General features: G+C 36.7%; 23 protein-coding genes and 3 tRNA genes. 6 read left to right on the forward strand and 20 right to left on the reverse strand.

Features of this window, described 5'->3' with window-relative positions; all coding sequences use genetic code 11:
* Nucleotides 1-488 precede the first annotated feature (488 nt).
* The 4 genes from C7D97_RS05010 (at nt 489) to C7D97_RS05025 (ending at nt 3947) form a co-directional block, all read left to right on the forward strand.
* Entirely contained in the window at nt 489-1913 is a 1425-nt protein-coding gene (locus C7D97_RS05010; RefSeq protein WP_105301004.1) for an FAD-binding oxidoreductase, read from the forward strand.
* A 15-nt stretch (nt 1914-1928) separates the two neighbouring features.
* Nucleotides 1929-2276, forward strand: coding sequence for a CidA/LrgA family protein (locus C7D97_RS05015; RefSeq protein ID WP_105301005.1), 348 nt, complete (start codon nt 1929-1931; stop codon nt 2274-2276).
* Nucleotides 2276-2968: an LrgB family protein gene (locus tag C7D97_RS05020; protein ID WP_105301006.1), complete on the forward strand. Its 693-nt coding sequence runs from the start codon at nt 2276-2278 to the stop codon at nt 2966-2968. The genes C7D97_RS05015 and C7D97_RS05020 overlap by 1 nt, the downstream gene beginning before the upstream one ends.
* Before the next feature lie 106 nt (nt 2969-3074).
* The gene (locus C7D97_RS05025) at nt 3075-3947 is read left to right on the forward strand and encodes a MerR family transcriptional regulator (protein ID WP_105301007.1); all 873 of its coding nucleotides are present in this window, start codon (nt 3075-3077) and stop codon (nt 3945-3947) included.
* A gap of 103 nt (nt 3948-4050) precedes the next feature.
* On the opposite strand, the gene C7D97_RS05030 is transcribed toward C7D97_RS05025, so the two are convergent.
* The 9 genes from C7D97_RS05030 to C7D97_RS05070 form a co-directional block, all read right to left on the reverse strand.
* The gene (locus C7D97_RS05030) at nt 4051-4413 is read right to left on the reverse strand and encodes a desulfoferrodoxin family protein (RefSeq protein ID WP_105301008.1); all 363 of its coding nucleotides are present in this window, start codon (nt 4411-4413) and stop codon (nt 4051-4053) included.
* 76 nt (nt 4414-4489) lie between these two features.
* Nucleotides 4490-5776, reverse strand: a complete 1287-nt coding sequence (gene hisS / locus C7D97_RS05035; protein ID WP_105301009.1) for a histidine--tRNA ligase — start codon at nt 5774-5776, stop codon at nt 4490-4492.
* A gap of 70 nt (nt 5777-5846) precedes the next feature.
* A complete protein-coding gene (locus tag C7D97_RS05040) occupies nt 5847-6521 on the reverse strand; it encodes a DUF6873 family GME fold protein (RefSeq protein WP_105301010.1) in 675 nt (224 codons plus the stop codon).
* Between the two features lie 40 nt (nt 6522-6561).
* Nucleotides 6562-6635 (reverse strand) — tRNA-Cys (locus C7D97_RS05045).
* A gap of 8 nt (nt 6636-6643) precedes the next feature.
* Nucleotides 6644-6718, reverse strand: a tRNA-Gly gene (locus tag C7D97_RS05050).
* 581 nt (nt 6719-7299) lie between these two features.
* Nucleotides 7300-7375, reverse strand: a tRNA-Phe gene (locus tag C7D97_RS05055).
* Between the two features lie 180 nt (nt 7376-7555).
* Nucleotides 7556-9421: an ABC transporter ATP-binding protein gene (locus tag C7D97_RS05060; protein ID WP_105301859.1), complete on the reverse strand. Its 1866-nt coding sequence runs from the start codon at nt 9419-9421 to the stop codon at nt 7556-7558.
* Nucleotides 9414-11177 (reverse strand): ABC transporter ATP-binding protein, encoded by a 1764-nt coding sequence (locus C7D97_RS05065; protein WP_105301011.1) that lies wholly within the window; start codon nt 11175-11177, stop codon nt 9414-9416. The genes C7D97_RS05060 and C7D97_RS05065 overlap by 8 nt, the downstream gene beginning before the upstream one ends.
* Entirely contained in the window at nt 11174-11617 is a 444-nt protein-coding gene (locus C7D97_RS05070) for a MarR family winged helix-turn-helix transcriptional regulator (protein ID WP_105301012.1), read from the reverse strand. Before C7D97_RS05070 ends, C7D97_RS05065 begins: the two co-directional genes overlap by 4 nt.
* Before the next feature lie 102 nt (nt 11618-11719).
* On the opposite strand from C7D97_RS05070, the gene C7D97_RS05075 reads away from it, so the two are divergent.
* Nucleotides 11720-12625, forward strand: coding sequence for an AAA family ATPase (locus C7D97_RS05075; protein WP_105301013.1), 906 nt, complete (start codon nt 11720-11722; stop codon nt 12623-12625).
* Entirely contained in the window at nt 12618-14348 is a 1731-nt protein-coding gene (locus C7D97_RS05080; RefSeq protein ID WP_105301014.1) for a VWA domain-containing protein, read from the forward strand. Before C7D97_RS05075 ends, C7D97_RS05080 begins: the two co-directional genes overlap by 8 nt.
* Before the next feature lie 95 nt (nt 14349-14443).
* On the opposite strand, the gene murJ is transcribed toward C7D97_RS05080, so the two are convergent.
* From murJ to C7D97_RS05135, 11 genes are all read right to left on the reverse strand, one after another.
* The gene (gene murJ / locus C7D97_RS05085) at nt 14444-15988 is read right to left on the reverse strand and encodes a murein biosynthesis integral membrane protein MurJ (protein ID WP_105301015.1); all 1545 of its coding nucleotides are present in this window, start codon (nt 15986-15988) and stop codon (nt 14444-14446) included.
* A 177-nt stretch (nt 15989-16165) separates the two neighbouring features.
* Nucleotides 16166-17692: a 4Fe-4S dicluster domain-containing protein gene (locus C7D97_RS05090; protein ID WP_105301016.1), complete on the reverse strand. Its 1527-nt coding sequence runs from the start codon at nt 17690-17692 to the stop codon at nt 16166-16168.
* A gap of 18 nt (nt 17693-17710) precedes the next feature.
* A complete protein-coding gene (locus C7D97_RS05095; protein ID WP_105301017.1) occupies nt 17711-17992 on the reverse strand; it encodes a hypothetical protein in 282 nt (93 codons plus the stop codon).
* A gap of 65 nt (nt 17993-18057) precedes the next feature.
* A complete protein-coding gene (locus C7D97_RS05100) occupies nt 18058-19683 on the reverse strand; it encodes a sensor histidine kinase (RefSeq protein ID WP_105301018.1) in 1626 nt (541 codons plus the stop codon).
* Nucleotides 19680-20339: a response regulator transcription factor gene (locus C7D97_RS05105; protein WP_105301019.1), complete on the reverse strand. Its 660-nt coding sequence runs from the start codon at nt 20337-20339 to the stop codon at nt 19680-19682. The genes C7D97_RS05100 and C7D97_RS05105 overlap by 4 nt, the downstream gene beginning before the upstream one ends.
* On the reverse strand, nt 20340-20957 hold the full coding sequence (locus C7D97_RS05110) for a phosphate signaling complex PhoU family protein (RefSeq protein ID WP_105301020.1): 618 nt from the start codon (nt 20955-20957) through the stop codon (nt 20340-20342). It abuts the gene before it with no gap.
* Between the two features lies 1 nt (nt 20958).
* A complete protein-coding gene (pstB, locus tag C7D97_RS05115; RefSeq protein WP_105301021.1) occupies nt 20959-21741 on the reverse strand; it encodes a phosphate ABC transporter ATP-binding protein PstB in 783 nt (260 codons plus the stop codon).
* 19 nt (nt 21742-21760) lie between these two features.
* Nucleotides 21761-22573, reverse strand: a complete 813-nt coding sequence (pstA, locus tag C7D97_RS05120; RefSeq protein WP_105301022.1) for a phosphate ABC transporter permease PstA — start codon at nt 22571-22573, stop codon at nt 21761-21763.
* A 9-nt stretch (nt 22574-22582) separates the two neighbouring features.
* Complete coding sequence (gene pstC, locus C7D97_RS05125) at nt 22583-23446, reverse strand: phosphate ABC transporter permease subunit PstC (protein WP_105301023.1); 864 nt, start codon at nt 23444-23446, stop codon at nt 22583-22585.
* A gap of 1 nt (nt 23447) precedes the next feature.
* Complete coding sequence (locus tag C7D97_RS05130; RefSeq protein ID WP_105301024.1) at nt 23448-24431, reverse strand: substrate-binding domain-containing protein; 984 nt, start codon at nt 24429-24431, stop codon at nt 23448-23450.
* 721 nt (nt 24432-25152) lie between these two features.
* Nucleotides 25153-26148, reverse strand: coding sequence for a sugar kinase (locus C7D97_RS05135; RefSeq protein WP_105301025.1), 996 nt, complete (start codon nt 26146-26148; stop codon nt 25153-25155).
* Nucleotides 26149-26211: the final 63 nt, after the last annotated feature.

A 26211-nucleotide genomic window follows, 5' to 3' on the forward strand; every position in this document is an offset into this window, starting at 1 on the left:
ATCAGAATTGATATATTCTTAACTAACTCTTATGTTATTATATTAACAATGTTAACGACAAATGTCAAGCTCTTTTTTAAGTTTTTACAAAATTTTAATATAAATTTTATAAAAACCTAAGCCCATGAAATTTATTTTCCTTATATATATAAACATTTTCCCTATCAACTTACATAAATTAACTATTTATTAGTTAAATAAGTATATTTATACAATATGGGAGCATATATTCATAGATATAAGCTTATTTATCTCTTCATTAACCATGATATCACAAAAATCCCTTATGTCAATCGTTTACAGAGATAATTGTAATGTTTTCCCATAAAAAAACCTTATACCGCTATAATGTTTAATTTTCAACGACGATAGATTTTTAATCGGTGAGATTTTTTTTGAAAACATTTTTACAAAATTAAAATCTTGTGATATAATCTAAGCATAAATATTAAATGATATTTATTACATATTATTTATAGGAGGTTTAAATGAATAATTATAACGCAATATCAGATGATATTATCCAACAAATTAAAGACGCTGTTTCTGGTAAAGTTTATGTTGGAGACGAGGTAAACGAAGACTTCTTCCACGATGAGATGCCTATCTATGGTGATGGATATCCAGATTGTCTAGTAGATGCAACGTCAAAAGAAGATGTAGCAGCTGTAATGAAAATTTGTAACGAAAACAAGGTTCCTGTTATAGCAAGAGGTGCTGGTACTGGTCTTACAGGTGCTGGTGTTGCTATTAAAAAAGGTGTAATGATTAACATGCAAACCATGAACAAAATCATTGAATATGATGAAGATAACATGGTAGTTAGAGTACAACCTGGTGTTTTACTAAATGATTTGGCTGAAGATTGCTTGTCAAAAGGTTACCTATACCCACCTGATCCAGGTGAAAAATTCGCAACTCTAGGCGGAAACGTTGCTACAAACGCTGGTGGTATGCGTGCTGTTAAATACGGTACAACAAGAGATTATGTTAGAGCTATGGAAGTTGTTCTTCCTAACGGAGAAATCACTAATTTTGGTGCTGTTATTTCTAAATCATCAACAGGTTATTCACTTAAAGATCTTATGATTGGTTCTGAAGGTACTCTAGGAATCATAACAGAGTTAACTTTAAAAATAGTTCCAGCTCCAAAGACAACTATTTCATTAATAGTTCCATTTGAAGACTTAAACAGCTGTATAGCAACTGTTCCAAAACTATTCCAGGCTAATCTTAACCCTCAAGCTATCGAATTTATGGAAAGAAAGATAGTTCTTGCTTCTGAAAAATATATCGGAAAAGAAACTTTCCCTAAAAACATCGAAGGTACAGATGTGAATGCTTACCTACTTATCACATTTGACGGTGATGATGAGGATGGTATCTACGATACATTAGAAAGAGCTGCAGAAGTTCTTACAGAAAATGGTGCAATCGACGTATTAGTAGCTGACACTCCAGCACAACTTAAAGAAGCATGGGCTGCAAGAAGCTCATTCCTTGAAGCTATCGAATCTCAATACGAACTTCTCGATGAATGTGACGTTGTAGTTCCAATTACAAAGATTGCAGAATATGTAGAATTTGTAAATGAAACAGCAGAAGAATATATGTTTGACGTACAAAGTTTCGGACACGCAGGAGACGGAAACTTACACATCTATACACTTTCTAACGAAAGCGACAAGCTTGACCAATTCAAGGATGAAGTACATGAATTCATGCTTATAATCTACAAGAAAGCATACGACCTCGGTGGAAAACTATCAGGTGAGCACGGAGTAGGTGCTGGTAAGCTTAAATATCTGAAGGAATTTGAAGGAAACTTAAACACAGGAATAATGAGAGGAATCAAGAAAGTATTCGACCCTAATATGATTCTTAACCCAGATAAAGTTATAGGACTTGAGTAAAACTAAGGAGTAGCAATGAATTATCTAAAAGAGTTTGTAATTCTTTGCGTATGTTTATTCCTAGGTGTTATCACAAGACACCTAATCAACTTCCCTATACCTGAGGCTGTATATGGTATGATCTACCTCTTTATAGCCCTTAACTTTAAAATATTAAAGCCAGAGGACGTACAAGAGACTTCAGATGGTATCTTACACAATCTAGCCTTCCTTTTCGTTCCAGTTGGTGTTGGTATAATGGCAAATTACGATGTTATCCAAGGTAAAATCGTCAAACTCTTAATTATCACTGCCATAGGAACAGCTTTGACAATGGCCATAACTGGTATCGTTGTTCAATTACTACAAAGGAGGAAGAAATAATGTTTGATAACTCATATTTCGGTATAATCCTATCATTTGCTGCCTATGAAATAGGAAAATGGATAAATAGCAAAGTAAAAAAACCACTTGCCAATCCCCTCCTCATAGCAATCCTACTAATAATTGGATTTCTGTCAGTAACTGGCATACCTTATGAAAGTTACAAAAAAGGTGGAGATTTCATAGCATTCTTCATCGCTCCTGCTACTGTTGCAATGATTTTGGACCTATACGCAAATCTTGACTCTCTAAAGGCTAACCTAGTTCCTATCTTAGTCGGAGTCCTAATAGGTTCTATTTTCTCAATGCTTTTGGCTATAATCTTATCAAAAGTAGTTGGATTTAACCAAGAAATGATTACATCACTAGTTCCTCAATCAATCACAACAGCTATAGCCATCTCACTAACAGAAGAATATAAGGGTATCGTGGCCCTAACTGCTATGATAGTTGTATTTAGAGGTGTAATAGGAGCTGCTATGGCACCAAGTATTCTAAAAATATGTAAAATAAAAGACCCTGTTGCCCAAGGTGTTGCAATAGGAACCGCAAGCCACGCTGTCGGTACTAGCCAAGCTAGACAAATAGGAAAGATTCAAGGCGCTATGAGCGGACTTTCAATAGCTGTGGCAGGTATCATAACTGTATTGCTAATGCCGCTTGCTATGTCTGTTGTAAACTTAATAGCATAAGATAAAAACTGTCAGTATAAGCTGGCAGTTTTTATGTATTATATTTGCTTTTATGATATAATATCTGTAATTCATAAAATAAAATTGGCAAAAGGAGGTGGCCTTAGTGCAAGATCACTATACTATCGGTAAAGTCTCAAAAATGTGCAATATTCCCAAAGAGACCTTGAGATATTACGATAAAATAGGACTATTTTGCCCTGATTACAGAGATAATGAAACAGGCTACAGATATTACAGCAAAGAAAGTCTAAAGACCCTTCTCATTCTAAGAAGACTTAGAAATCTAGGTTTTTCTATAGAGGCCCTCAAAAATTCTTTGGACGTAAACTCCCTAGATAATCTAGAAAATCTAATCGAAGAAAAATCCTTAGAATACGAAAAACAAATACAAATACTTCAGGCTAGAAAGGTTGCCTGTGATATTGCAATCAAAAGATTTGCCAGGGCCAAGAAGGCTACAGAATACATAATCAAGGAAGGAATAGATCCAATAGACTTTCCAGTTAAAATCGACTACATAGAAGAAAATCCAGTTGTATTTTCAAGAAAAATCATGAAAAATTACGTTCATCCAGATATTACTCTGACAAGATGGATAGATATCTACGAAAAATGTACTGAAAACGGCCTAGAAATGATGGGATCAATTCTTATAATCTTTCACGGAAGGCCCTTCGATCAGTTCCTAGAAAAAAACTCTGACGTTGAGTTTGCTATGCAGGTAACAAAAATCGAAGCTGGTAGACTTAATAAAAGAGTAACGAGATTTTGGGGAGGATTCGAAGCTGTAACTTCCTATTATGTGGGAGATTACAAAAATATTAGACAAAAACATAAGAAAATGCTAACTTGGATTAACGATAATGGTTACAAGGTCACAGGTCCTATAACAGAGGAGTTTCTCATATCTCCCCTAGATGTCGACGATCCATCTAAGCATGTAACAAAAATAATTATCCCTATCGAAAAAAGATAAATAAGTATTGAAGATAATAGATCAAAATTTAAAATATGAATACATAAAAATAATAAATTTTTCCATATTAAAAGCGGACCCTAAGATCCGCTTTTTCTATCTATTAGTCAAGTTCTAGAGAGTTTTCCCATAGACCGTGGATGTTACAATAGCTTAGTGCGTAGAAAGTACCTTTCTTTTCTGTTTTGATTACGCCTGATGCACATGGTTCAGAGAAAATATCATCTTCGCCGTGAGCTGAGTATTGGTATGATCCAACTTCTACTGGGAATTTGCCATCTTCAGCCTTGAAGAATACTTTAATCCAAGCGATGTGGTGTTCAAGTGTGTTAGGATGTTCAATTTCCTTACCAACTCTTGCGTTAACTCTTACTTTACCATCTTCAAGTCTTTCAACTTCTAGTTCTGGTACGTGTTTTTCAGCTTTCCAATCACCTGATTGTACAGTTTCAGTTAATTTTGTCATATTTTTACCTCCATATGATCATATGTTGTCTACATTATAATTTATACCCAATATTTTAAAAAATATAGCCTACAGATCAAAGTTCTTCGAATTTTTTACTAACTTGCTCGCCTGTTTCCATATCCTTTATAGAATATTCTCTCTTACTCATCTCTTCTTCACCTAAGATAATCACCCTTCTGATTCCACACTTATCCGCATAGTTCATCTTCTTCTTAAATTTGCCGCTTTCAAGGTAGATATCTACGCTTTCGCCATTATCTCTTAGCTTGTTTAGGATTTCTATACCATATTCATTTATGGACTCATCCATTGGAATAATCAAGATGTCAGTTAGGCTCTTGATCTTCTCATCAATTAGACCAAGCTCTTGAAGTTGATAGAATAATCTTGTAAGACCGATTGACATACCAACTCCTGGAAGTTTTTGCTTGGAGAAATTACTTGCAAGGTCTTCATATCTTCCACCTGAGCAGACAGAACCAATCTTTTCATAGCCATTTATAAAGGTTTCATAGACTGTAGATGTGTAATAATCGAGCCCTCTTGTTATAGCTAGGTCGATTTTGATATTTTTATCAGGTATACCTAAGTCAACCATATACCTATAGACCTTATTTAACTCATCTACTCCCTCAAGGAAAAGCCCGTCATCGGAAAAATCAAAGAGTTTATATAAAAGTTTTTCATTAGAATCTTCATTTTCTATAAATTCTATGATAATACTAGCTTTTTTCTCATCTGTTAATCTTACAAGCTCGTCAAATGTCTTATCAATTCCAATCTTATCTTTCTTGTCAATTGTCCTTAATACATCTGTGGTATCTTCTATACCCAAGGATTTGAAAAATCCGTTCAAAAGCTTCCTGTTATTGATCTTGAAGGTAAGATCAGAGAAATTTAATTTTTCAAATATCTCAAAAATAACCCTAGGAAGAAGGGCGTCGTTGTAGATTGAAAGACTGTTATGTCCTATGATATCTATATCAGCCTGGTAGAATTCCCTATATCTTCCCTTTTGATTTCTCTCACCCCTGTAGACTTTTCCTATGTGATAGCGTTTGAAAGGGAAATTTAAATCTTGGAAATGCTCAGATACGTAGCGTGCTAGAGGAACTGTAAGGTCAAATCTTAAGCTCATATCCTTAGAGCCAGAGGCAATCTCATAGATTTGTTTTTCAGTTTCTCCGCCTCCCTTAGCAAAGAGTATTTCATTTTTCTCAATAACTGGCGTATCGATTGGCATAAATTGATATTTCTTATAGGTTTCTTCGACTATGTTTTTAATATTATCAAAAACTAATTGCTCCTTAGGTAAAAGTTCCATTACCCCCGCAATTGTAGATGGTTTTACAATGTTCATACTATCCTCTCTTTTTTCTTTACTATAATAAATTATACGATTTTTTCCAAAAGAAAAAAGCCTAGACAGGCTATATACAAATCAAAGACCCCAAGTCAGTAAGAGATGTCTCTGGATAGATAATTTCTATATTTTCCCTATCGCAAGCTTTTTTGATTCTATCAAAGGACTTGTGTCTTGATATATCTCCAGTAAAAACTAATTTGTCATCTACTAGGCCACAAGTTCCTCCCACAAATCCTTGATCAAAACCATCAAGTTCGATTTTATCATTTTCTAGTAAGATAATATCTACCTTGTCCTTAAGGGCCTTATATATTCCATAATCGCTAGTTAGTAAACTTTCTCTAAGAGGAATAATAGAACATCTACTATAGCCTTGCTTTACAAAAAGATGCTTATAATTCCTCTCTTTAAGGCTTCTCTCGATGTTTTTCTCAGTAAAGTCATTGTTGATGTAGAAATCCTTGAAAGTAAAGAGGTTGTAGATACAATCTTTAGGATATTTCCTAAAAACAGATGACCCCTTTATTAGATTTTTAGAAGATAGCTTCACTTTATAATATGGATAGACCTCCTCTGCCACGATAATATTATCACTATCTATGACGAAAATAGAAAGATCAGGATGATCAGCAATCCTTTTATCAAGATTTGGATTATCTATAGTCTCTATAAAATCTATATTTTGATCAGTTAAGAAATTCTTAAACTCTAAGCTTGCCTTATTACTTATAATTAACATAAATACTCCTAATAAAAAAAGCTCTCCGAAGAGAGCGATTTGGAGGCGCCACTCAGATTTGAACTGAGGGTAAAGGTGTTGCAGACCTCTGCCTTACCACTTGGCTATGGCGCCAAATACAATGGAGCGGATGACGAGATTCGAACTCGCGACCCTCGCCTTGGCAAGGCGATGCTCTACCACTGAGCCACATCCGCACATCTATTATTATATATCATAATTTGGATTTGTAAAGTTTTTATTATATTTTATTTAATTTAAAAAAATTAAATAGCTAAGAAACCAGTATATCTATGCTTAGAGATCTCTCGACTGCGCTCGAGATAAGGGTTGTTTATAATACTCTTATAATTATAACAGTAAGGTAAATTTCATCCTTGGCTAGACGGGCCTTCTGCTTCGCAGAACCACTCCGTGGTGGGTCCTCTCTGTGCCAGTTAAATGACCCTTGATTTGGGCGCTCTATGCCGCTTGGGCAAGTTTTAACCCGAAAACCGCTTGCGATAGCAAGCTTTGAGTTAAGCAAAGCTTAACGCGTTTTCGTACGGGCCTGTTTATTCTCGGGCTTCGCCCTGCGACCATTTCATGGAGACTCCTCCTATAGCCGGAGCGGCCTTCTGCTTCGCAGAACCACTCCGTGGAGGGTCCTCTACTGGCCGGACGGGCCTGCTGCTTCGCAGAACCATTTCATGGAGACTCCTCCATAAGCCGGAGGGGCCTTCTGCTTCGCAGAACCACTCCGTGGAGGGTCCTCTACTGGCCGGACGGGCCTGCTTTTTGGTGCCCAGAGGCGGAATCGAACCACCGACACGGGGATTTTCAGTCCCCTGCTCTACCGACTGAGCTATCTGGGCTTATTTGTTGATACTTGTATATGATAACATAGGATTTTGGCTTTGTCAAATGTTTTCATTACTCTTCGGTTTTTATTTTGTTTGATTTCTTTATTTTGTTTCATTAGAGTCTTTTCTATAAAAATAGACGGAAATTTCTTCCGCCTATTTCTATATAGTTCTTATATCTTATATTTTTATCTAGTCTAGCTCTAGTTGACCAGTGTAGAGTTGCCAATAGGTTCCCTTTTCTTCTATTAGCTTATCATGGTTTCCTCTTTCTATTATCCTTCCATTTTCCATTACCATTATGACATCGGAGTTTTGGATGGTGGATAGTCTGTGGGCTATTACTATTGAGGTTGATCCTGCCATGAGGTTATCCATGGCTTCAGTTACTTCAAGTTCTGTTGCTGTATCTATAGAGCTTGTCGCCTCGTCTAGGATTAGCATTGGTGGCTCGGCAATTGCCGCTCTTGAGATCGATATGAGCTGATTTTGTCCATCTGATAGACTTGATCCGTCTCCGTTTATTTCTGTATCGTATCCTTCAGGGAGTCTCTTTATGAAGGAGTCTGCTCCTGATAGTCTTGCGGCTGAGTTGATTTGTTCAGAATCTGCGTCAAGCTTACCATATTTGATATTTCCTTCGATAGTATCAGTAAATAGGTTTACTTCTTGAAGCACCATGCCGAAGGCCCTTCTTAGAGCTTCTTTTTTTATATTTTTGATATTTATGCCATCGACTTCAATTATCCCATTGTCTATTTCATAAAATCTAGTAATTACATTGGTTATGGTTGTCTTTCCAGCTCCAGTTGATCCTACAAAGGCAATCTTCTCGCCTGGATCTGCGTAGAAGGAGATGTCTTTTAGGATTTGGTTTTTGCCATCGTAGGAGAAGTCCACGTTTTTAAATTCCAATCTTCCTTCTAGGAGTTGGTATTTATCTTCACCGTCTTCTTCCCATTTCCAAGCATATCTTCCACTCATTCCAACATGTTCTGTGATTGTTCCGTCTCTTCTAACTATTGCGCTTACAAGGTCAATGTAGCCTGTGTCGATTTCTTCTTCCATATCCATCACCTCAAATATCCTATCAGCTCCAGCGAGGGCTTGGAATACTGCATTTGCTTGTTGGGATATATTTACTATAGGGTTTTGGATTTGTCTAATGTTTGATAGGAAGGCTGCAAGAACTCCAACTGTGATATTTCCTTTTATAGTAAGATATACTCCAAGAACTGTGATTAGGGCGTAAAGAATATTTACAGAGTTTAGAAGAAAAGGCATAATCTTTCCTGCTGTAATATTTGCCTCCGCAAAACTTGCTCTTAGGTCCTCACTTTTTTTAGAAAATTCTTCTTCAGCAATTTTCTCCCTAGAAAACACCTTAACCACCTTTTGGCCTGATAGCATCTCTTCATTGAAACCGTGAAGCTTTGACACGTTGGCTTGGGCCTTGGCGAAAAACTTCCCTGACTTTAGTACAATCTTCGATAGGATTGGAATCATCACTACAAGTCCTATGATTAGAGATAAGGTTAGACTAAAGTCTAGCTTAAACATAACGATTATAGTCCCAAAGAAGGTTAGTAAACTTCTTATAATTGTAGGAACTGTATTGGCCAAGGCTTGGGATAGGACGTCCGTATCATTTGTGAAACGACTCATAATTTCCCCGTGTTGATTATTATCGAAAAATCTTACAGGTAGAGTTTGAATCTTATCGAAAAGATCGTGTCTTATGTTTCTAATTGATCTTTCACCGACTCTTACCATAAGTCTTGAATAGATTAAGCTTGTTAGAGCTGATACTAAATAGATAAAGGCCATTTGTATAACAGCTGTCTTAAGTCCTGGGACATCTCCTTTGAGGATATGATTATCTATTATAGGCTGGAGCATATTTACTCCCCAAATTTGGGTCACTGTAGATATTATTACTCCAAGGATAATCACAATCATCTGCCATTTGTAATCAAAGAGATAGGCCATGAGCCTTGACAAGGACTTAAATGACATTTTCCTTCTGTAATCTTTTTTTTGTATGCGATTATCAGTCATTATCATTACCTCCCTGTTGTTGAATATCATAAGTTTGTCTGTAGTTTTTATTTCTTTCATAAAGCTCGTCGTGAGTGCCTATATCAGAAATTTTTCCTTCTTCCATAACGATAATTCTATCTGCGTACTTAAAGGAAGACACTCTTTGGGAGATTATGATTTTGGTAAGATCCTTTAAGTTTCGATCTATTCCTTCCATAATCGCAGTTTCAGTCTTGGTATCTACTGCAGATGTTGAGTTATCGAGTATCAAGATTTTTGGTTTCTTTAAGAGAGACCTAGCTATGGTTAGCCTTTGTCTTTGACCACCGGAAACTCCACTTCCTCCCTGGCCTAGGACTGATTCATATGAGTCATTTCTTTCTCTTACGAATTCATCTGCTTGGGCAATTTCTGCTGCAAGACGAACTTCTTCATCACCTGCTTCGCTATCTCCCCAGCGTAAGTTATCCGCTATAGTTCCAGAGAAAAGTGTGTTTTTCTGAAGTACTATTGAAACTTTATCTCTTAAGGTCTTAAGGTCATATTCTCTTATGTCATGCCCCCCCACCTTAAGGCTTCCCTTACTTATATCGTAAAGTCTTGGTATAAGTTGGACTAGGGTAGACTTGGCAGAGCCTGTTGGTCCAAGGATTCCTATTGACTCTCCGCTTTTGATGTGAAGATTGATATCTTCAAGCTGATAATTATCTGAATCTTCCTCGTACTTAAAGGAAACATAATCAAAGTCGATTGATCCATCTTCAAGGTCAAGACCTTCTACTTTGTCATCATTATCCATTGTTGGCTCTCTTTTTATAACTTCAACTACACGGGTTATACCTGGTGAAGCTGCCATAAACATAGTAAGAACCATGCTCATACCGATGAAGGCTCCTAGAAGCATAATTGCATACATGTTAAAGGAAATTAGATCTCCTACTCCAAGTCTGCCCTCGATAATCTCAATACCGCCATAGTAGGTTAGACCTACGAAGGTTGCAAACAAAATAAAGTTTGCTACAGGGAAGACATAGCTCATAGGCCCTTGGGATCCATCTGCTAGCTTAAACATCTCTTCGTTTTGAAGGCCAAACTTATCCAGTTCATATCTTTTTCTAACGAAGGACTTGATTACCCTCATATTGTTTAGGTTTTCTTCTATAACTAGATTTAACTTATCGTATTGGAAACGAGCCTTCTTGAACTTTGGTAAAGCGTAGGTAGTAAGTGCCATCAAGGCTATGAAAAGCAAAGGCACTGCTACAAGAAATATAAGGGACAATTTGGCACTGGCCCTAAAGGCTAAAACAAAGGAAAATATAGCCATAACAATAGTCTTACCTACAAATCTTGTTGACATAAACATTGATTGGGCTAACTGTTGCATATCAGAAGTTAACCTGGTTAAGAGAGATGGAACTCCAAAATATTCCAAGTCCTCGAAAGAAAACTTCTGTATGTTTTTGTATTGGGCCCTTCTTGCATTGTCAGCAAGTCCACTCGAAGTAAGACCTGCGTTTTTAGTAGCTTGCATACCAAAGTACATGGTTACAAGAGAAAGAACTACCATCAATACTCCATATTTTATAGCAAGACCTAAGTCCTTGTCGTTTACGGCAGTATTTAGGGTCATACCCATAATCATTGGTATAAGTAGTTCTAGAATTGTCTCAAGCGTTGTGAAAATCTGCGACAGCAATCTAGTTTTTTTGTACTTTCCAAGATGCCTCTTCATATAAGAAAAGGATCTGTTAAATTCCTTTATACTATTCATCTATCCTCCTTCATAAAATTATTAGAAATTGAATCCAAGAGAAGCTCTAAGTATTTAGTAATCTCTCTTACATTCCCTTCTCCCAAATCCTCATACATGGCCCTGTTGGCCTCTTCTATTGGGACTAAGACCTCTCTCATCCTAAACTCACCCTTCTTAGTAAGGTAGAGGTTTTTCGCCCTCTTGTCAGCCTCATCTCTTCTAAGTTCGATAAACTCCTTCTCCTTTAAATTCATGATTGCGCTATTAATAGTCTGTTTGGGGGCTTTGAACTTATTTACGAGAGTCTTTTGCTTTACTTTTTCATTCATTCCGATTTGGATTAGAATCATACTTTCCAAATCGTTTAGGCCATAATAGTTTGCTCTTTCTCTATTGAGGCCATTGGCCTTTCTTAGTAGAGAAAAAATATTAATTATGGCTTTTAGTTTTTCGTCCATCTACCCTCCTTACTTTTACTTACCATCATATTATAGTCCGATTTTGGACTATGTCAAGTGAAAAATTCTCCTTAGATTGTATAGTATAAAACGAGGTGAAACATGATTAAATACTTACAAGAAGAAAACATAGACGAAAATTTGATAAAACAATTAGAAGAATATAGAAAAGAAAATGGACTTACTGATAACGACAGAGTAATTAAGCCTGAGTACAAATACTACGGCAAGGAAGTTCTAGAGCAAGCCATAGCCGCCCTCCTCGCAGGAAAAAACATCCTCCTTACAGGAGCAAAGGCTACGGGGAAAAATGTGCTTTCATCAAATCTTTCCTATCTCTTCCAAAGACCATCCTACAACGTATCCTTCCACGTAAACACAGATTCTGCCTCTCTTATAGGTGCAGATACTTTCAAAAACGGGGAAGTTGTATTTAGAAAGGGTCCTATCACAGAGGCAGCAGAAAAGGGAGGATTTGCTATCTTAGATGAGATCAATATGGCCAAAAACGAAGCCATATCAGTTCTTCACGCAACTCTCGACCACAGGAGGATAATAGATCTTTCTGGCTACGATAAGATTGCCTTAGATCCAAATACAAGATTTATAGCCACAATGAACTACGGATATGTAGGAACAAGGGAGCTTAACGAGGCCCTCTCTTCAAGATTTATGATTATTAATGTGCCAAACATAACTAAGGGAAATCTAGATAAACTACTAAAAGATAACTTCCCGACTCTTAAGGAAAAATACAGGAAGGCCTTTATCGATTTATTTATAAGTCTTCAAACAAAGAGCGAAAACAATGAAATCTCCACTAAGTCTGTCGACCTACGTGGATTAATCGGAGCCATTGAAACTATAAAGATAGGTCTTTCTCCTTACCAAGCCTTGATGATGGGACTAGTCAACAAATCCTTCGATGAATTCGAAAGACAAATTGTCCTCGATGCCTTAAAGAGCAAGATCCCAACAGATATAGGAGAAAGTGTATTTGATGAATGATCAACTAGAAAAGATTAGACAGTACAACATAATCTGGGACTTCGCGAAAACCTATAAGTTCCTTCCCAAAAAATCCTTCCCCATGGAAGACATCTACCTTAATATGGTCACAGGCTTTAAGATAGGGACTTTCGATTTTAAAATCCTAGATTCCTTCTTTGCCTATATCAAAAAAGACAATATGTTCTTTGATGATTTTAAGTTTATGACAGAAATTTTAATGGAAGAAATTGCCTTTAAGGAAATTGCCAAAGAAAATCTAGTTATAGCTGACTTTAGGAAAAAATACGCAAGAAAAGTCATGGAAAAATACTCCTACCATGAGCCAAAAGATCTAAGAGAGCAAATCGAGAAGGCCTACTACGGCAAGATTTTGGATAGGCCAATCACTGAGGGCAAACTCTTTAGAGATATCTACTCCGCCCTATTTTCTATCCACACCACAAAGACCAACGAATTAGTCGATGAATTGAATAATTTCTTTGAAAAATATTTTCGACTGGATAGGTCGGCCAAGGATAGGGATAGGTTTAAGGAAATGGTCTCAGAAAATAAGGCCAAGGACTTTAAGGATCCCGACGAGATTGATGATAAAAACGCTGAGTACTCCGAAGAATATCTTTCAGAGCAATTTGGCATAGGTAGTGCAGAGTTTACTGGAAATATATATCTAGCTGAAAAGAAAGAAGACAATGACAAAAACCTCATGTTTCTTAACACAGGCGAGGATACCTACCACTCATCTACAGAATTTATCGAGGACTTCTATGGGCTTTCTGTAATGGCTAAGGAGAAAGTCTCTGCCCTAGAAACAAAGCTTTGTAAGGGAATCCACAAGAACAAAAGGCTCTACTTCACTAGGGGAGAATATTCTACTAAGGCCAACGCTAGATTTTACAAGAAAGGCCGCCGTGAACAAGCAGAGAAAACCGAAGCCTTTATCAAGGAAAATACAGCCATCAACAACAGATCTATTAACGAGCTAACCCTTTCAATCAAAAACTCCATAGCAAACTTCCTAGAATACAACGAAGTCTACAAAAACTATGGAGCGATCGACTCATCAAAGGCCTGGAGGGCAAATATCCTCCATGACTACGATGTCTTTATCAATGAAGAAAGCGACGATATATCGAAGTTTAAGGTAGATCTAATACTCGATGGTTCTGCCAGCCAAATAGGTCGCCAGGCCATGGTCGCAAATGAGGCCTATATCATAGAAAAGGCCATGGATGCCCTAGATATTCCAATCAGAGTCATGAGTTTTTCTACTCTTAGGGACTTTACTGTCTTTAATATATATAGGGACTATGACGAAAAGGAAAATAACGAGAAGATTTTTAACTTTTTCGCATCAGGTTCAAACAGGGACGGCCTTGCCTTTAGAACTGTCCATGAACTGATCGAAAAGGATGACGAAAACACCAAAAATATTGTCATAATCCTTTCAGATGGTAAGCCCAATGATGAAAGAAGTAATATCAATACCGTAAAAATGCTTGATAAGGACCAATATGTAGAAGAAGTTGCAGTCAAAGATACTGCCAAGGAAGTTAGAAATATAAAAGAAGATGAAATCTCAATTCTCGGAGTTTTCACTGGAGAGGAAGAAGACGTAGAAAACGCCAAGTTAATCTATAACACAGACTTCTGTAGGATAACTAATCTAGAAAACTTCTCAAAGATTGTTTCAATCTTTATGAAAAACCAAATCCTTCAATAGGATTTTAGGCTAATAATAAAAATCACTTATAAGAAAATTAGAGGGAATATCCCTCTTTTTTCGTACAAAAAACCGGCTCTAGGCCGGCAATTTTACTAATTTGAATTCTTATTTTCTTTTCTATACTTTATTTTATGATAGATCCTATTTACCATCTCCATAACCTCTGGAATTCTTGCTAGAAGAATTACCAGTCCGTAAACTAGCATAGCGGCAATTATCGCTACAAATAAGGCCACAAGTCTTGGAGCAAAATTTGAAAGTGCTCCATTAACCCCAACAGCTACTAGAGCCATAAGAGCTGTCGCAAGACTTATCTTTATAAGAGATATTAGGGAAGTCTTGAAGTTAAAACTTCCAAATTTCTTCCTAAATTGATAAATCATCATAACTGTACCAATAGCAGTAGATAAAACTGTCGCATAGGCAAGTCCCCTTATTCCAAATATCTTGATTAAGATAAAGTTAAATATAACATTTAAAATCTGTTGGATAATCACAACGACCACAGGTGTCTTTGAATCTCCCACTGCATAAAAGCCTCTGTCTACAACATCTATTGTAGATTGGAAGATATTGTTTGGGGCGTAGGCAGCAAGTAAGATTGCAACAGCTACGGTATCTTCTCTAGTAAAGGCATTTCTCTCAAATACAACTCCTATAATAGGCTCAGCAAGGACTGCCATACCAATACTTGCAGGAATTACTAGAAGCATGGTAGATACAACAGATGAGCTGATTGACTTTTTCATCTTGCCTATCTCACCGCTTGCCCCATATTCTGCTATAGTTGGAAATAGGGCTGTAGTGATAGAAATCGTGATGATTCCTGTAATCATAGTAAGCATTGTCTTTGAATAAAAGAGCTTAGAGATGGCTGCTTTTCCAAAGAAGGCTGAAGCCATAGAGTTATCTATGATTATAGAAATCTCTCCTGCTGCTGACGATAAGATTATTGGAATAGCTACAAGCATCAGGCTTCTTACATACTTATTGTGGATATCTAAGACTTTCTTATGCTCATAACCCACCTTCCTACAAGCTCTTGGAAAGAGTATATATTGGAGGGAGTTACCCAAGAGGGCTCCGATTATTAGCATGTAAGGATTCTTTGTAATTCCCGTAAGGACAGTAAAGCCAATGATTATAATATTCATTATAATACCTGTAATTGCAGGATCGAAGAAGTTACCCTTTAGATTCAAATATCCTCTAAATACTGCTGAATAAAGATAAGCAAATACTGCAAACATCATTATTCTAGTATAGTTTGTGGCAAGGTCCAAAGACTCGCCGCTTAAATCTGGGGAAAGGAGTTTAGAAAATGGCCTTGCAAAAACCATTCCTATTATTACTGCGAAAACAGCAAACACCATGAGGATATTGAAAATATTTGAAGTAAATTCCTCAGCTACCGCTTCCCCTTCTTCCTTCTTTGCCTTATTATAAATTGGAATAAATCCTGAAATTATTCCGACAGCCACGAAGTTTGCTATAACAACCGGCAGGGTGTTGGCGGTTGTGTATATACTTTTTAAATCACCTGCTCCAATGTATGACGCCATAACAGACTCTCTCAAGAATCCAAAAATCTTGGAGATTATCGTCACAAACATGAGCATTATAGTAGTTTGACCCATAGTTACCTCTCTTTATTTCTTATCTTCTTATTATATCATTTAGAACGATAAAGACAAATAAATTATGGCCTAATAGAGGCTCGTAAGTAATATCAAAAGCAAGAATCTAAAAAGCCCTACTCAAAGAAGACTTAAAAATATTCTTCGAGTGAGGGCTTTATCTATATTTTTATAATATTATTTTTGTAATTTGCTATCGTCTGGTCTGTCTTCTGCTGGAATATTCTCATTATCAGCAGGAGATCTGTAGATTGATTCAGCAGCAAAGGCCTTAACCTTCTTGCCGGTCTTATTTTCTGCAACTACTGTTCCAGGTCCTCCGACACAGCCACCCATACAAGCCATACCTTCTATTAGCTTACCGTCCATCCTGCCGAGTTTGGCCATTCTTGCAAGCTTGACACAATTATCTAATCCTTCTGCCTTTTCTACTTGAACCTTGGCATCTGGGTCGATTTCTCCTACTCTTCTCTTAACAGCTTCGGCAACACCTCCACTTACTGCATAGAATCTTCCTGTCTCTGAAGCATCCATCATTGGCTCATCTACTTCGATTTCTGATGGTTCGATTCCTTTAGCAAGGAACATTCCTAGAAGCTCTTCGTAGGTTATTACGAAGTCTACTACTTCAGCTACTTCATCTTCAAGAGCTTCGAGTTTCTTGGATATACATGGTCCTATAAATACTACTTCACAGTTTGGATCACGTTTTTTCATTTGTTTTCCTGAATAGATCATTGGTGTTGATGATTCAGAAATCTTATCGTTTATATCTGGGAATTGCTTTCTTACCATTAACTTCCATGAGAAACAGCAGCTTGTTCCCATAAATGGAATCTCGCCAGTTGGAACTTGTTCTAAATACTCATGGGCTTCGTTCATTGTAGTAAGGTCAGCTCCTAGTCCTACTTCTATAACATCCTCAAAGCCAAGTTGTTTGATAGCTTCTCTGATTTGTTCTGGGCTCACGTTTACACCAAATTGTCCGACAAATGATGGTGCAATTATAGCATAAACTTTCTTATCTGATTGTAGGGACTTGATAAGTTGGTAGATCTCACTCTTATCTGAGATTGCTCCAAACGGACAAGTTATAATACATCTACCGCAAGCTACGCACTTATCTTCGTCGATTTTAGCACGACCTAATTCATCAGATCCAATTGCCTTTACACCACAGGATTCTGCACAAGGTCTTTTTTGGTGGTTGATTGCTTGATATGGACAAGCAGCCACACATTTACCACACTTGATACATTTGTCTTGATCTATTATTGCTCCCTTGGCAGTATATGTAACAGCATTTTTAGGGCAAACATTTACACAAGGATGTCCAATACAAGCATGGCATTGGTCTGTTACTGTGACTTTGTTTTCAGGACATGCTTCGCAGGCGATTTTTATAACTGAGACTAGTGGTGGATTGTAGATTCTCTTATCATAATCCATCTCATCAAGACCTTCTGTGACAGCATCTGTATCAGCAGCACTTCTTGCGTCAAGACCTATACACATTCTAAGTCTCTCACCCATTACTGCTCTTTCTCTAAAGATATTTTCCCTATATGTCGCTTCTTCTCCTGGAAGAATATCAAAAACTTCTAGGGCTATGTCTGTAATTGGCCTGTTTTCGTAGGCAATTTTGGCAACTGCCTCAAAGGCCATCCTTCTAATATTAAGTATGTCTATGTATGATTCCTTCATTATTATCCTCTTCTTTTATTACTCAGCTGGTTTTAACTTATCAAACATCATCTCCATCATAACCTCAGGCTTAGCCTTCTTTATATATGTATCGTCGATTTTAACTAATGGAGCGTTCTTAGATGGATTTTCAATCTCATCCATTATATTTTCGTAGACAACTTCGATTTCTGGAGTATCTCCTAAACCTTCAAGCTTGTAAGCGTACTCGATATCAGTTTTCACTATGTTTGCTGAATCGTATAGGAACTCGTTTCCGTGGGCAGTGCATCTAGCACATGAACATATAGTTACTTTCATAATCTCCTCCAAATATATTCTTAATTAGATTGTATCAAATTTAACAGGATATAGCAATTAATTTCCTAAATATCTATAATAATTCTAAAAGTCGATCCCTTCCCTAGCTTACTTCTTACCTCTAGTCCATATCCTAGATAGTCAGCAATGTGCTTGGCTATGGATAGGCCAAGCCCGGTCGATTTGTTATCTCTTTTTCTTGACTTATCAGCCATGTAGAATCTTTCAAATATCCTAGGCAAATCCTTTTGGCTGATTCCTACCCCATTATCCTTAATGAATATTATTAGTTTATTATCTAATATTATTGAAGAAATCTCAATTCTTCCGCCTTCTCCTGTATATTTTATGGCATTTTCATAAATGTTTGATAAAAGATCGGTAAATAAAGATATGGAAGTTTTTATTTTAAAAGATCCTACCGTATTTACTATTTTGATATTTTTATCATCAGACCTTTTCTTGTAATTATCCACACAAAGCTCGGCTATTTCTTTTATGTCAAATTCTATTTCATCGATTCCCTGGCCATTTTCGTCAAGACTTGAAAGCTTTAGGATATCATCTATTATCTGAAGGAGCCTATTTCCTTCCCTATATATAATCTCTGCGAAGTTTCTCACGTCACTTTCCCTGGCAATTCCAGTAGATATTAGCTCCGCATATCCATTAATAGAAGTTAGAGGACTTTTTAGCTCATGGCTTACATTGGCAGAAAATTCTCGTCTCATAAGCTCAGCCTTTCTTGTCTCTGAGTTATCTATTATGATAATCACATAGCCCATATCGTAGCTATCAATGATTGGATCGACAAAGACCTTTAGGTGGAAGTTATTTACATCAAAGGCCATAGCCTTAGTTTTTTTAGTCTTTTGAATTTCCTTTATGGCTTTCTTGTAATCTTTATCATCAATAAGATCTATAAAGCTAGTATCAGAGCTTTTGTCTAGATAGTTCTGGGCGGCCTTATTCATTATCTCAATCCTGCCATTTTCATCGCAAACCACAAGGCCTTCTTCCATATTCTCTGTTATATCTATTATCTCCTTAAATCTCGAAGCTTGGGCCATTTCACTTGCCTTAAGTTTCTTCTTGCTTTCTACTAGGTTTTCAAAGTATGGACTTATTTCTTTATATCTTGGGTCAATCTCCTTAAAATCGTAATTATCATCGAATCGACTCAGACCTTCTATGTACTTATTTACAAAATTATCTGCTTCAAACTTTATAATACCAATTATAAATAAGTAGGCTATAAGATAAATTGAGATGATTTTGCCATCAAAGATATCTAAGATTGTATTTTGAGATTTGATTATAAGATTATTCTCTCCTCCTATATAGTAGGCAGTGTTTATGGAATCCTTTATCCCATATTTAATTTCTCTGATTTTCCCATCATCTCGAATATTAATATCTTTTAGGCCTATATTATCCATCGAACTATAGAGAATATTCTTTTCGTCATCAAAATATATTAGCTTGTATTTTGGATAAGTTTTTTCAAAATCTTTTAATATATTTTTATTTCCATCATTTATCTCATAGAAAATAAAGCTCAAAGAATCCTCCATGAATTCATTTTGAGCTTTATTTTTTCCTCTAAAGACTATGCTTATATTTATTAAAAATGTTACAAGCATTACAAGGCTAAATATCCTTATAAGTCTTTTTTCTAGTAAGTCTTTCATATTTCACCAAATTTATAGCCTAGATTTCTAACAGTTTCTATATATTTCCCCGCATTTTTTAACTTAGCCCTAAGACTTGCTATATGAACATCTACAGTTCTAGTCTCTCCTTCGTAGTCGTATCCCCATACTTTAAGTAGGAAGTCATCACGAGTTATGACATTTCCTATATTAGACATAAAAAGAAGTAGCATCTCAAATTCCTTGTAGGTAAGGTCTATTTTTTCACCACCAACTTTTACCGAACGCTTTTTCATATTAATTCTTACTTCTTTATAGCTTATGTGATCTGTATCCTTCTTCTTGCTTCTCCTGAGTACTGCCTTGACTCTGCTGATTAATTCTAAGATTGAGAAGGGTTTTGTTATATAATCATCCGCCCCTAGGTCAAGGCCCATCACCTTATCAAACTCATCAGTCCTAGCTGTAAGCATTATTATGGGCATATCAGAAAACTCTCTAATCTCCTTAAGTATAGTTATACCGTCCTTTTCTGGAAGCATTATATCAAGGATTAAAAGATCACCTGGCTTATTTCTTACATCACTTACTATTTTGGAACCATCTTCGTAGCCAGCTACCTCATATCCTTTTTCTCTTAAGGCATATTCTACTAAATTTCTTATAGACTTATCGTCTTCGACAACATATATCATCTAAAGCCTCGTTGCAAGATCAGCTACTCTCGCAAGCCTATCTCCTAACCTTTCAAAATACTTGTAGAGGAGGACTTTTTCTGATAATTCCATAGGAGCAATATTATCTTTCTTGTTCTCGTTTGAAATGTATGAGATTGCCTCTTCAAATAACTTGTTGTTTACTTCATCTTGCTTTATTGTTTCCTTGGCAAGGTTCATATTATAGTTTACGAAAGAATTAATAGCATCTTTTGCCATCTTTGTCTCATTTTCTATGAACTTATTTAGAAAATCTTTTTCACTTTCATTTAGTGAATAATCGCCTAATATAAAAGAAACTTGCTCGAAATGTCCTGCTATTCTCTTAAATGATGATGCCAGCTTCATTGACATTTGTAGTAGTCTTAAGTCTTTCGCAACTGGTTGTTGAAGGGCCATTAGCTCAAAGCTAAGCCTTTCTATATCACTTGCTTTTCTCCTAATATCATCGTGAAGATCGATTATATCCTTAAGCTCATCTTCCTTGGAATTTTCTATAAATTGGCCAATTTTCTCATAAGAGATTATGACGTAATCCATAAGGTCTTTGGCCATTTTCTTGATATTGTCTAAGTCTTCGTTGTATTTTATTCTCATATCAACCAAACCTTCCAGTTATATAATCTTCTGTTCTCTTATCTTTTGGATTTTCGAATATATCTATGGTATTTGCCATCTCTATTACCTCTCCTGTTAGAAAGAAGGCAGTTTGATCTGAAATTCTAGCTGCTTGTTGCATATTATGAGTTACAATTACTATAGTATATTCGTTCTTTAGTCCGTCAAGTAGGTCTTCTATGGCTGATGTCGAAATTGGGTCAAGGGCACTTGTTGGCTCATCCATCAAGATAATATTAGGATTTACAGAAAGGGTTCTCGCTATACAGATTCTTTGCTGCTGACCTCCAGAAAATGATAGAGCGTTTTGGTCAAGCTTATCTTTTACCTCATCCCAAATCGCAGCTGACTTTAGAGATTTCTCAACAATCTCATCTAGTCTGTCCTTATCCTTAATTCCAGAAATCTTAGGGCCATAGGTTATATTGTCATATACAGACTTTGAAAAAGGGTTAGGTGATTGGAAAACCATTCCGACCCTTCTTCTTAATTCTACTACATCTACATCCTTCTTGTAAATATCATCTCCATCAATTGTGATGAGTCCTTCAATTTTACAATCATCTACTAGGTCATTCATCCTATTAAAACATCTTAGCATAGTAGACTTACCACAACCAGAAGGACCTATGAAGGCAGTAATCTTCCCCTTCTTGATATCCATATTTACTTTCTTTAAGGCCTTGAAGTCTCCATAGTATAAGTCAACGTCCTTGACTCCTATGGCAGTATTATTACCATTTATTATTTCTTTATTTTCCATTAATTATTATCCTTTCTTCCTATCCTACAAGTTTCTTGCTGATTTTTGCTGATACGAAGTTTATAGCTATGACGAATACCAAAAGAAGGACTGCTGTTGCATAAGCTTCATTTACGTGGAAACCTTCTGATGATAGAACGTACATGTGCACTGCCATTGTCCTTGCTGAATTAAAGATTCCTTTTGGAATTGAAGGTTGAGTACCCATGGTATATATTAGTGCAGCTGATTCTCCAACGATTCTTCCTGTTGATAGGAATATTCCGCCCAAGATTCCATCCATGGCATCTGGTAATACTACCTTAAAGATTGTCTGTATCTTTGTAGCTCCTAGGGCAAGGGAGGCGTGGGCTTGGAGTGGGTTTACGGTAAGGATCGCTTCTTCTGTTGTTCTAATTATAGTAGGGAGGACCATTATTGAAACCGTGAAGCAACCTGCAATAAGGGAGTAACCCATACCAAGACCCAGGCCTGTGCTTGTAACAAAAAACAAGTATCCAAACAAACCATAAACAATGGAAGGGATAGATGAAAGAATTTCCGTTGAAAATCTTACTAGCTTGATAAAGACTTTGTTCTTCGCATATTGTGAAAGATAAATCGCTGTGAAAATCCCAATAGGCAGAGATATCAACAAGCTTAAAATTATAGTAAATAAGGTCGCTATCAAGGCTGGCATTATCGAAACATTTTCTGTAGTATAATTCATTTCGAAAAGTCCAGGAGATATATTAGGTATACCCTTAAAGAGAATATAGGCAATGATTATCCCACTCATAGCGAAGGCTATGAAGGTAAAGACCATTATTAAAGTTTTGTAAGTTTTGCTCATAAATCACTCCTATAATTTCTTTTCATTTCTATCTCTTATGATATTAAAGACAATATTTATAAAAAGTATGAAGAAGAAAAGCACCATACCCGTTGCAATCAAGGCTTGTCTATGCATACCTGAGGCATAACCCATCTCCAAGACTATATTTGTTGTAAGAGTTCTCGAACCTTTAAGGATTTCTGTAGTTAGACGTGGTTGGTTGCCGACAACAAGATAAACTGCCATAGTCTCTCCGATTGCCCTACCTATTGCAAGGATTATCGAAGAGAAAATCCCGCTTTTGGCATAGGGAATCATGACCTTTCTTATAGTCTCTTCCTTGGTAGCTCCAAGGGCAAGGGAACCTTGATAGAAGGTCATTGGTACTTGCTTAAGAGAGTTTTCAGAAATATTTACCATGGTAGGTAATATCATTATAGCAAGTAAGATAGATGCTGTAAGCATTGTCATACCACTTCTAATATCAAAGATAGACTTAACAAGTGGAACCAATACCATCATAGCAAAGAAACCATATACTACTGAAGGTATTGCTGCCATTAGATTGATTAAAGATTTGAGTGGAGAATAGCTCTTTTTTGCATAATAGGCCATAAATACTGAAGTAGCAAGGCCAAATGGTAGAGCTATGATTGTGGATAATACAGTTACGATAATAGATCCTACTATCATTGGGAAGATACCAAAGTGAGGGTTTCCCGCTGTTGGCTTCCATACTTTTCCCGTTATAAACGGAACAAGTCCGTATTCATTAACAAACTTAATCCCTTCATTGAAGATGAAAAAGATTATAAGAAGGATAAGGAATACGGACATTGCTGCTGATAATAGGAAAATTATCTCTCCGATTCTTTCCCTAGTTTTATTCATATTACTTCTCTAATTCACTAGTATTTGTAATTGTTCCGTTAAAGATTTCTTTTAACTGGTCTACTGTTACATCTTCTAGCTTGCTATCTTTATTTACAACTACTGCGATTCCGTCGGTTGCGATAACAGATACTTGAAGTTTTTCCTTTTCTTCATCCTTAAGCTCACGAGAAGCCATAGCGATTTGAGCTGCTCCATCGATACAAGCTTCGATTCCTGAAGATGATCCTGTAGATTGGATTTCGATTTTAGCATCTGGGTTAAGCTTTTGGTATGCTTCTACCATTTTTTCCATAAGTGGAGTAACTGATGTAGAACCTGCTACAGTTATTGTTCCCTTTGCACCGCTTGCTTCGTAAGCTTCAGTTTCTTTTAATGGAACGTAGCCTTCTTCAAGAACAAGCTTTTGAGCTTCTTCTGATTTAACATATTTTAGGAAGTCCTTTGATAGATCATCTAGCTCACTTTCTTTATAAGCTAGGTTGAATGGGCGAGCAATCTTGTAAGATCCATCTGCTATTGTCTCTTCTGTTGCCTCAACTCCGTCAACCTTAAGGGCTTTTACAGTATCATTTAGGGAACCAAGTGAAATATATCCGATTGCGTTAGCATCTTGGCTTACTGTTTGCATAACACCATTTGTAGAGTTTTGAACTACGGCATCTTGGGTTGTCATATCTTCCTTGGCACCGTCAACTTCTTCTTCAAGTCCTACGATTTCGATGAAGGCTCCACGAGTACCCGAACCGTCTTCTCTAGAAACTACAGTAAAGTCATAGTCTTCTGCACTTGCTGTGTCAGTCTCTTCTTCTTTCTCTTCAGGTGCTTTAGCTGCATCATCAGTTTTTGCTGCGTCATCAGTATTAGCTGCATCTTCTGTCTTAGTTTCTGTAGAAGTGTCAGCTCCTTTATCATTTGAACAACCAGCAAAGATTAAGCCGAATGATAGGGCAGCTGCTAGAATTTTTGCATTTTTAATTTTCATAATATCTCCTTTTATTTTTATCTATTACTTATTTTGTACCTACATAATACTATCCGATTGTATAGCTTAGTTTAAGTAAATGTAAAGTTTATGTAAAATTTCTTTACAAAATCGAATAGGGGCTAAGTACTAGCCCCTTTCACACCACCCGTACGTGCCGTTCGGCATACGGCGGTTCAATATTTTATTGTATCATATTATTTATTACTGATGTTTCTATTTAACTTTATTCTTTTTGTATCCGAACCTTGAGAAATGAATACGTCATTCCTTGTGTTCCATCAAGTCATAGTACATCCTTTTCAAATATTACAATAAATATCGTTCCTCCCTTCGCTCCATTTCCATTACAGAAACTTCTTCACTACTATGGAGTCTGCTGACTTCTCATAGTTCGTTGTTACTACTGAGTCGTCTATGAGACCTCACGGGATAAGCCCTAATACTTTCATCGTTTACTTGCAGAATTTACGCTTTGGGTTTACGGTTACCTTTTGGGTCTTTACTATCTTTGGCTAGCTTGCCCACCTGTTACGCCTTATATTCTGTTCCTGTTCGTCAAGCCACGATTTCGCTACCCGTTCTTCTCTCCTAGATGTCGCCACCTAAAACTTCGGGGTCGCTATTAGATTCGTCGGCAACTACGCTCTGTAGGGAATTTCACCCCAGCATTAGAACATGCCCGTCATACCAAAAAAGCCCTGGCTAAACCAGGGTGAACTTATGAAAATGACAACATCCTCTTGTCTCCGCTTACAAGTTTTCCTACTTGTTTTTCGTTAAAGATGGCATAATCTCCTATTATTGAATGTTTAAGAGCTGATAGGGCTATGGCGAAGTCTAGGGCTTCGTGAATTTCAAATCCATTTATGTATGCGTGAATAAGACCTGCCGCAAAGGCATCTCCTCCTCCAATCCTATCTACAATATCAAACTTGTATGTCTGTGACTTAATGTATTCCTTACCATTGTAAAGACCAGCAGAAAGTGAATTGACTGAGGCTGAGTAGGAGTTTCTGATAGATGAGATTGTATATTTGATATCATACTTTTCATGAATATCTCTAAGCATCCTAGAAAGCACCTCATCGTTGAAGTCTCCTGTAAAGTAATCATGTTTTGTCGGAAGGACTCCTATAAGTATATCGACCATAGGAAGGACCTCTTCGTAGAAGTCACAAGCCTCCTCGAGTGTCCAAAGGCTTGACCTATAGTTTAGGTCAAAGACCACAACAAGCCCTCTCTTCTTGGCCTCTTTTATCGAATATGTAACAAGGTCCCTTCCTTCTTTAGAAATTGCTGCAGTAATTCCAGTAGCAAAGTAGAGAGACTTTCCTTCAAATATCCCATCCCAATCAAACTCTTCTATCTTAGCCTTAGAAATGGAGGAATTTTTCCTATCATAGATTACCTTAGGTGATCTAAGACCCACGCCTTTTTCCGCATAATAAATCCCTAGCCTATCTCCTCCCCTAACTATGTAGTCGGTATTTATGCCAAATCTTCTTATATTGTTAAAGGCAGCCTGGCCCATCTCATTATCCACAAGTTTTGTCACATAAGTTACATCATCGCCTAAATTGGAAAGGGCTACTGCTACATTGGCCTCCGCTCCACCAAAGATCACTTCAAAGCTATCAGCTTGGACGAATCTTTGAAAATCAAATGGAGAAAGCCTAAGGGTTAGCTCTCCTAATGTTACAACTTTAGCTTTCATAATTACTCCTTTGTATAAGTCTTAGAAATAGAAACAACAATACAATTATTAAAAGGTAAAAAT

The organism is Anaerococcus marasmi, from assembly GCF_900290195.1.
Classification (GTDB): Bacteria; Bacillota; Clostridia; order Tissierellales; family Peptoniphilaceae; genus Anaerococcus; species Anaerococcus marasmi.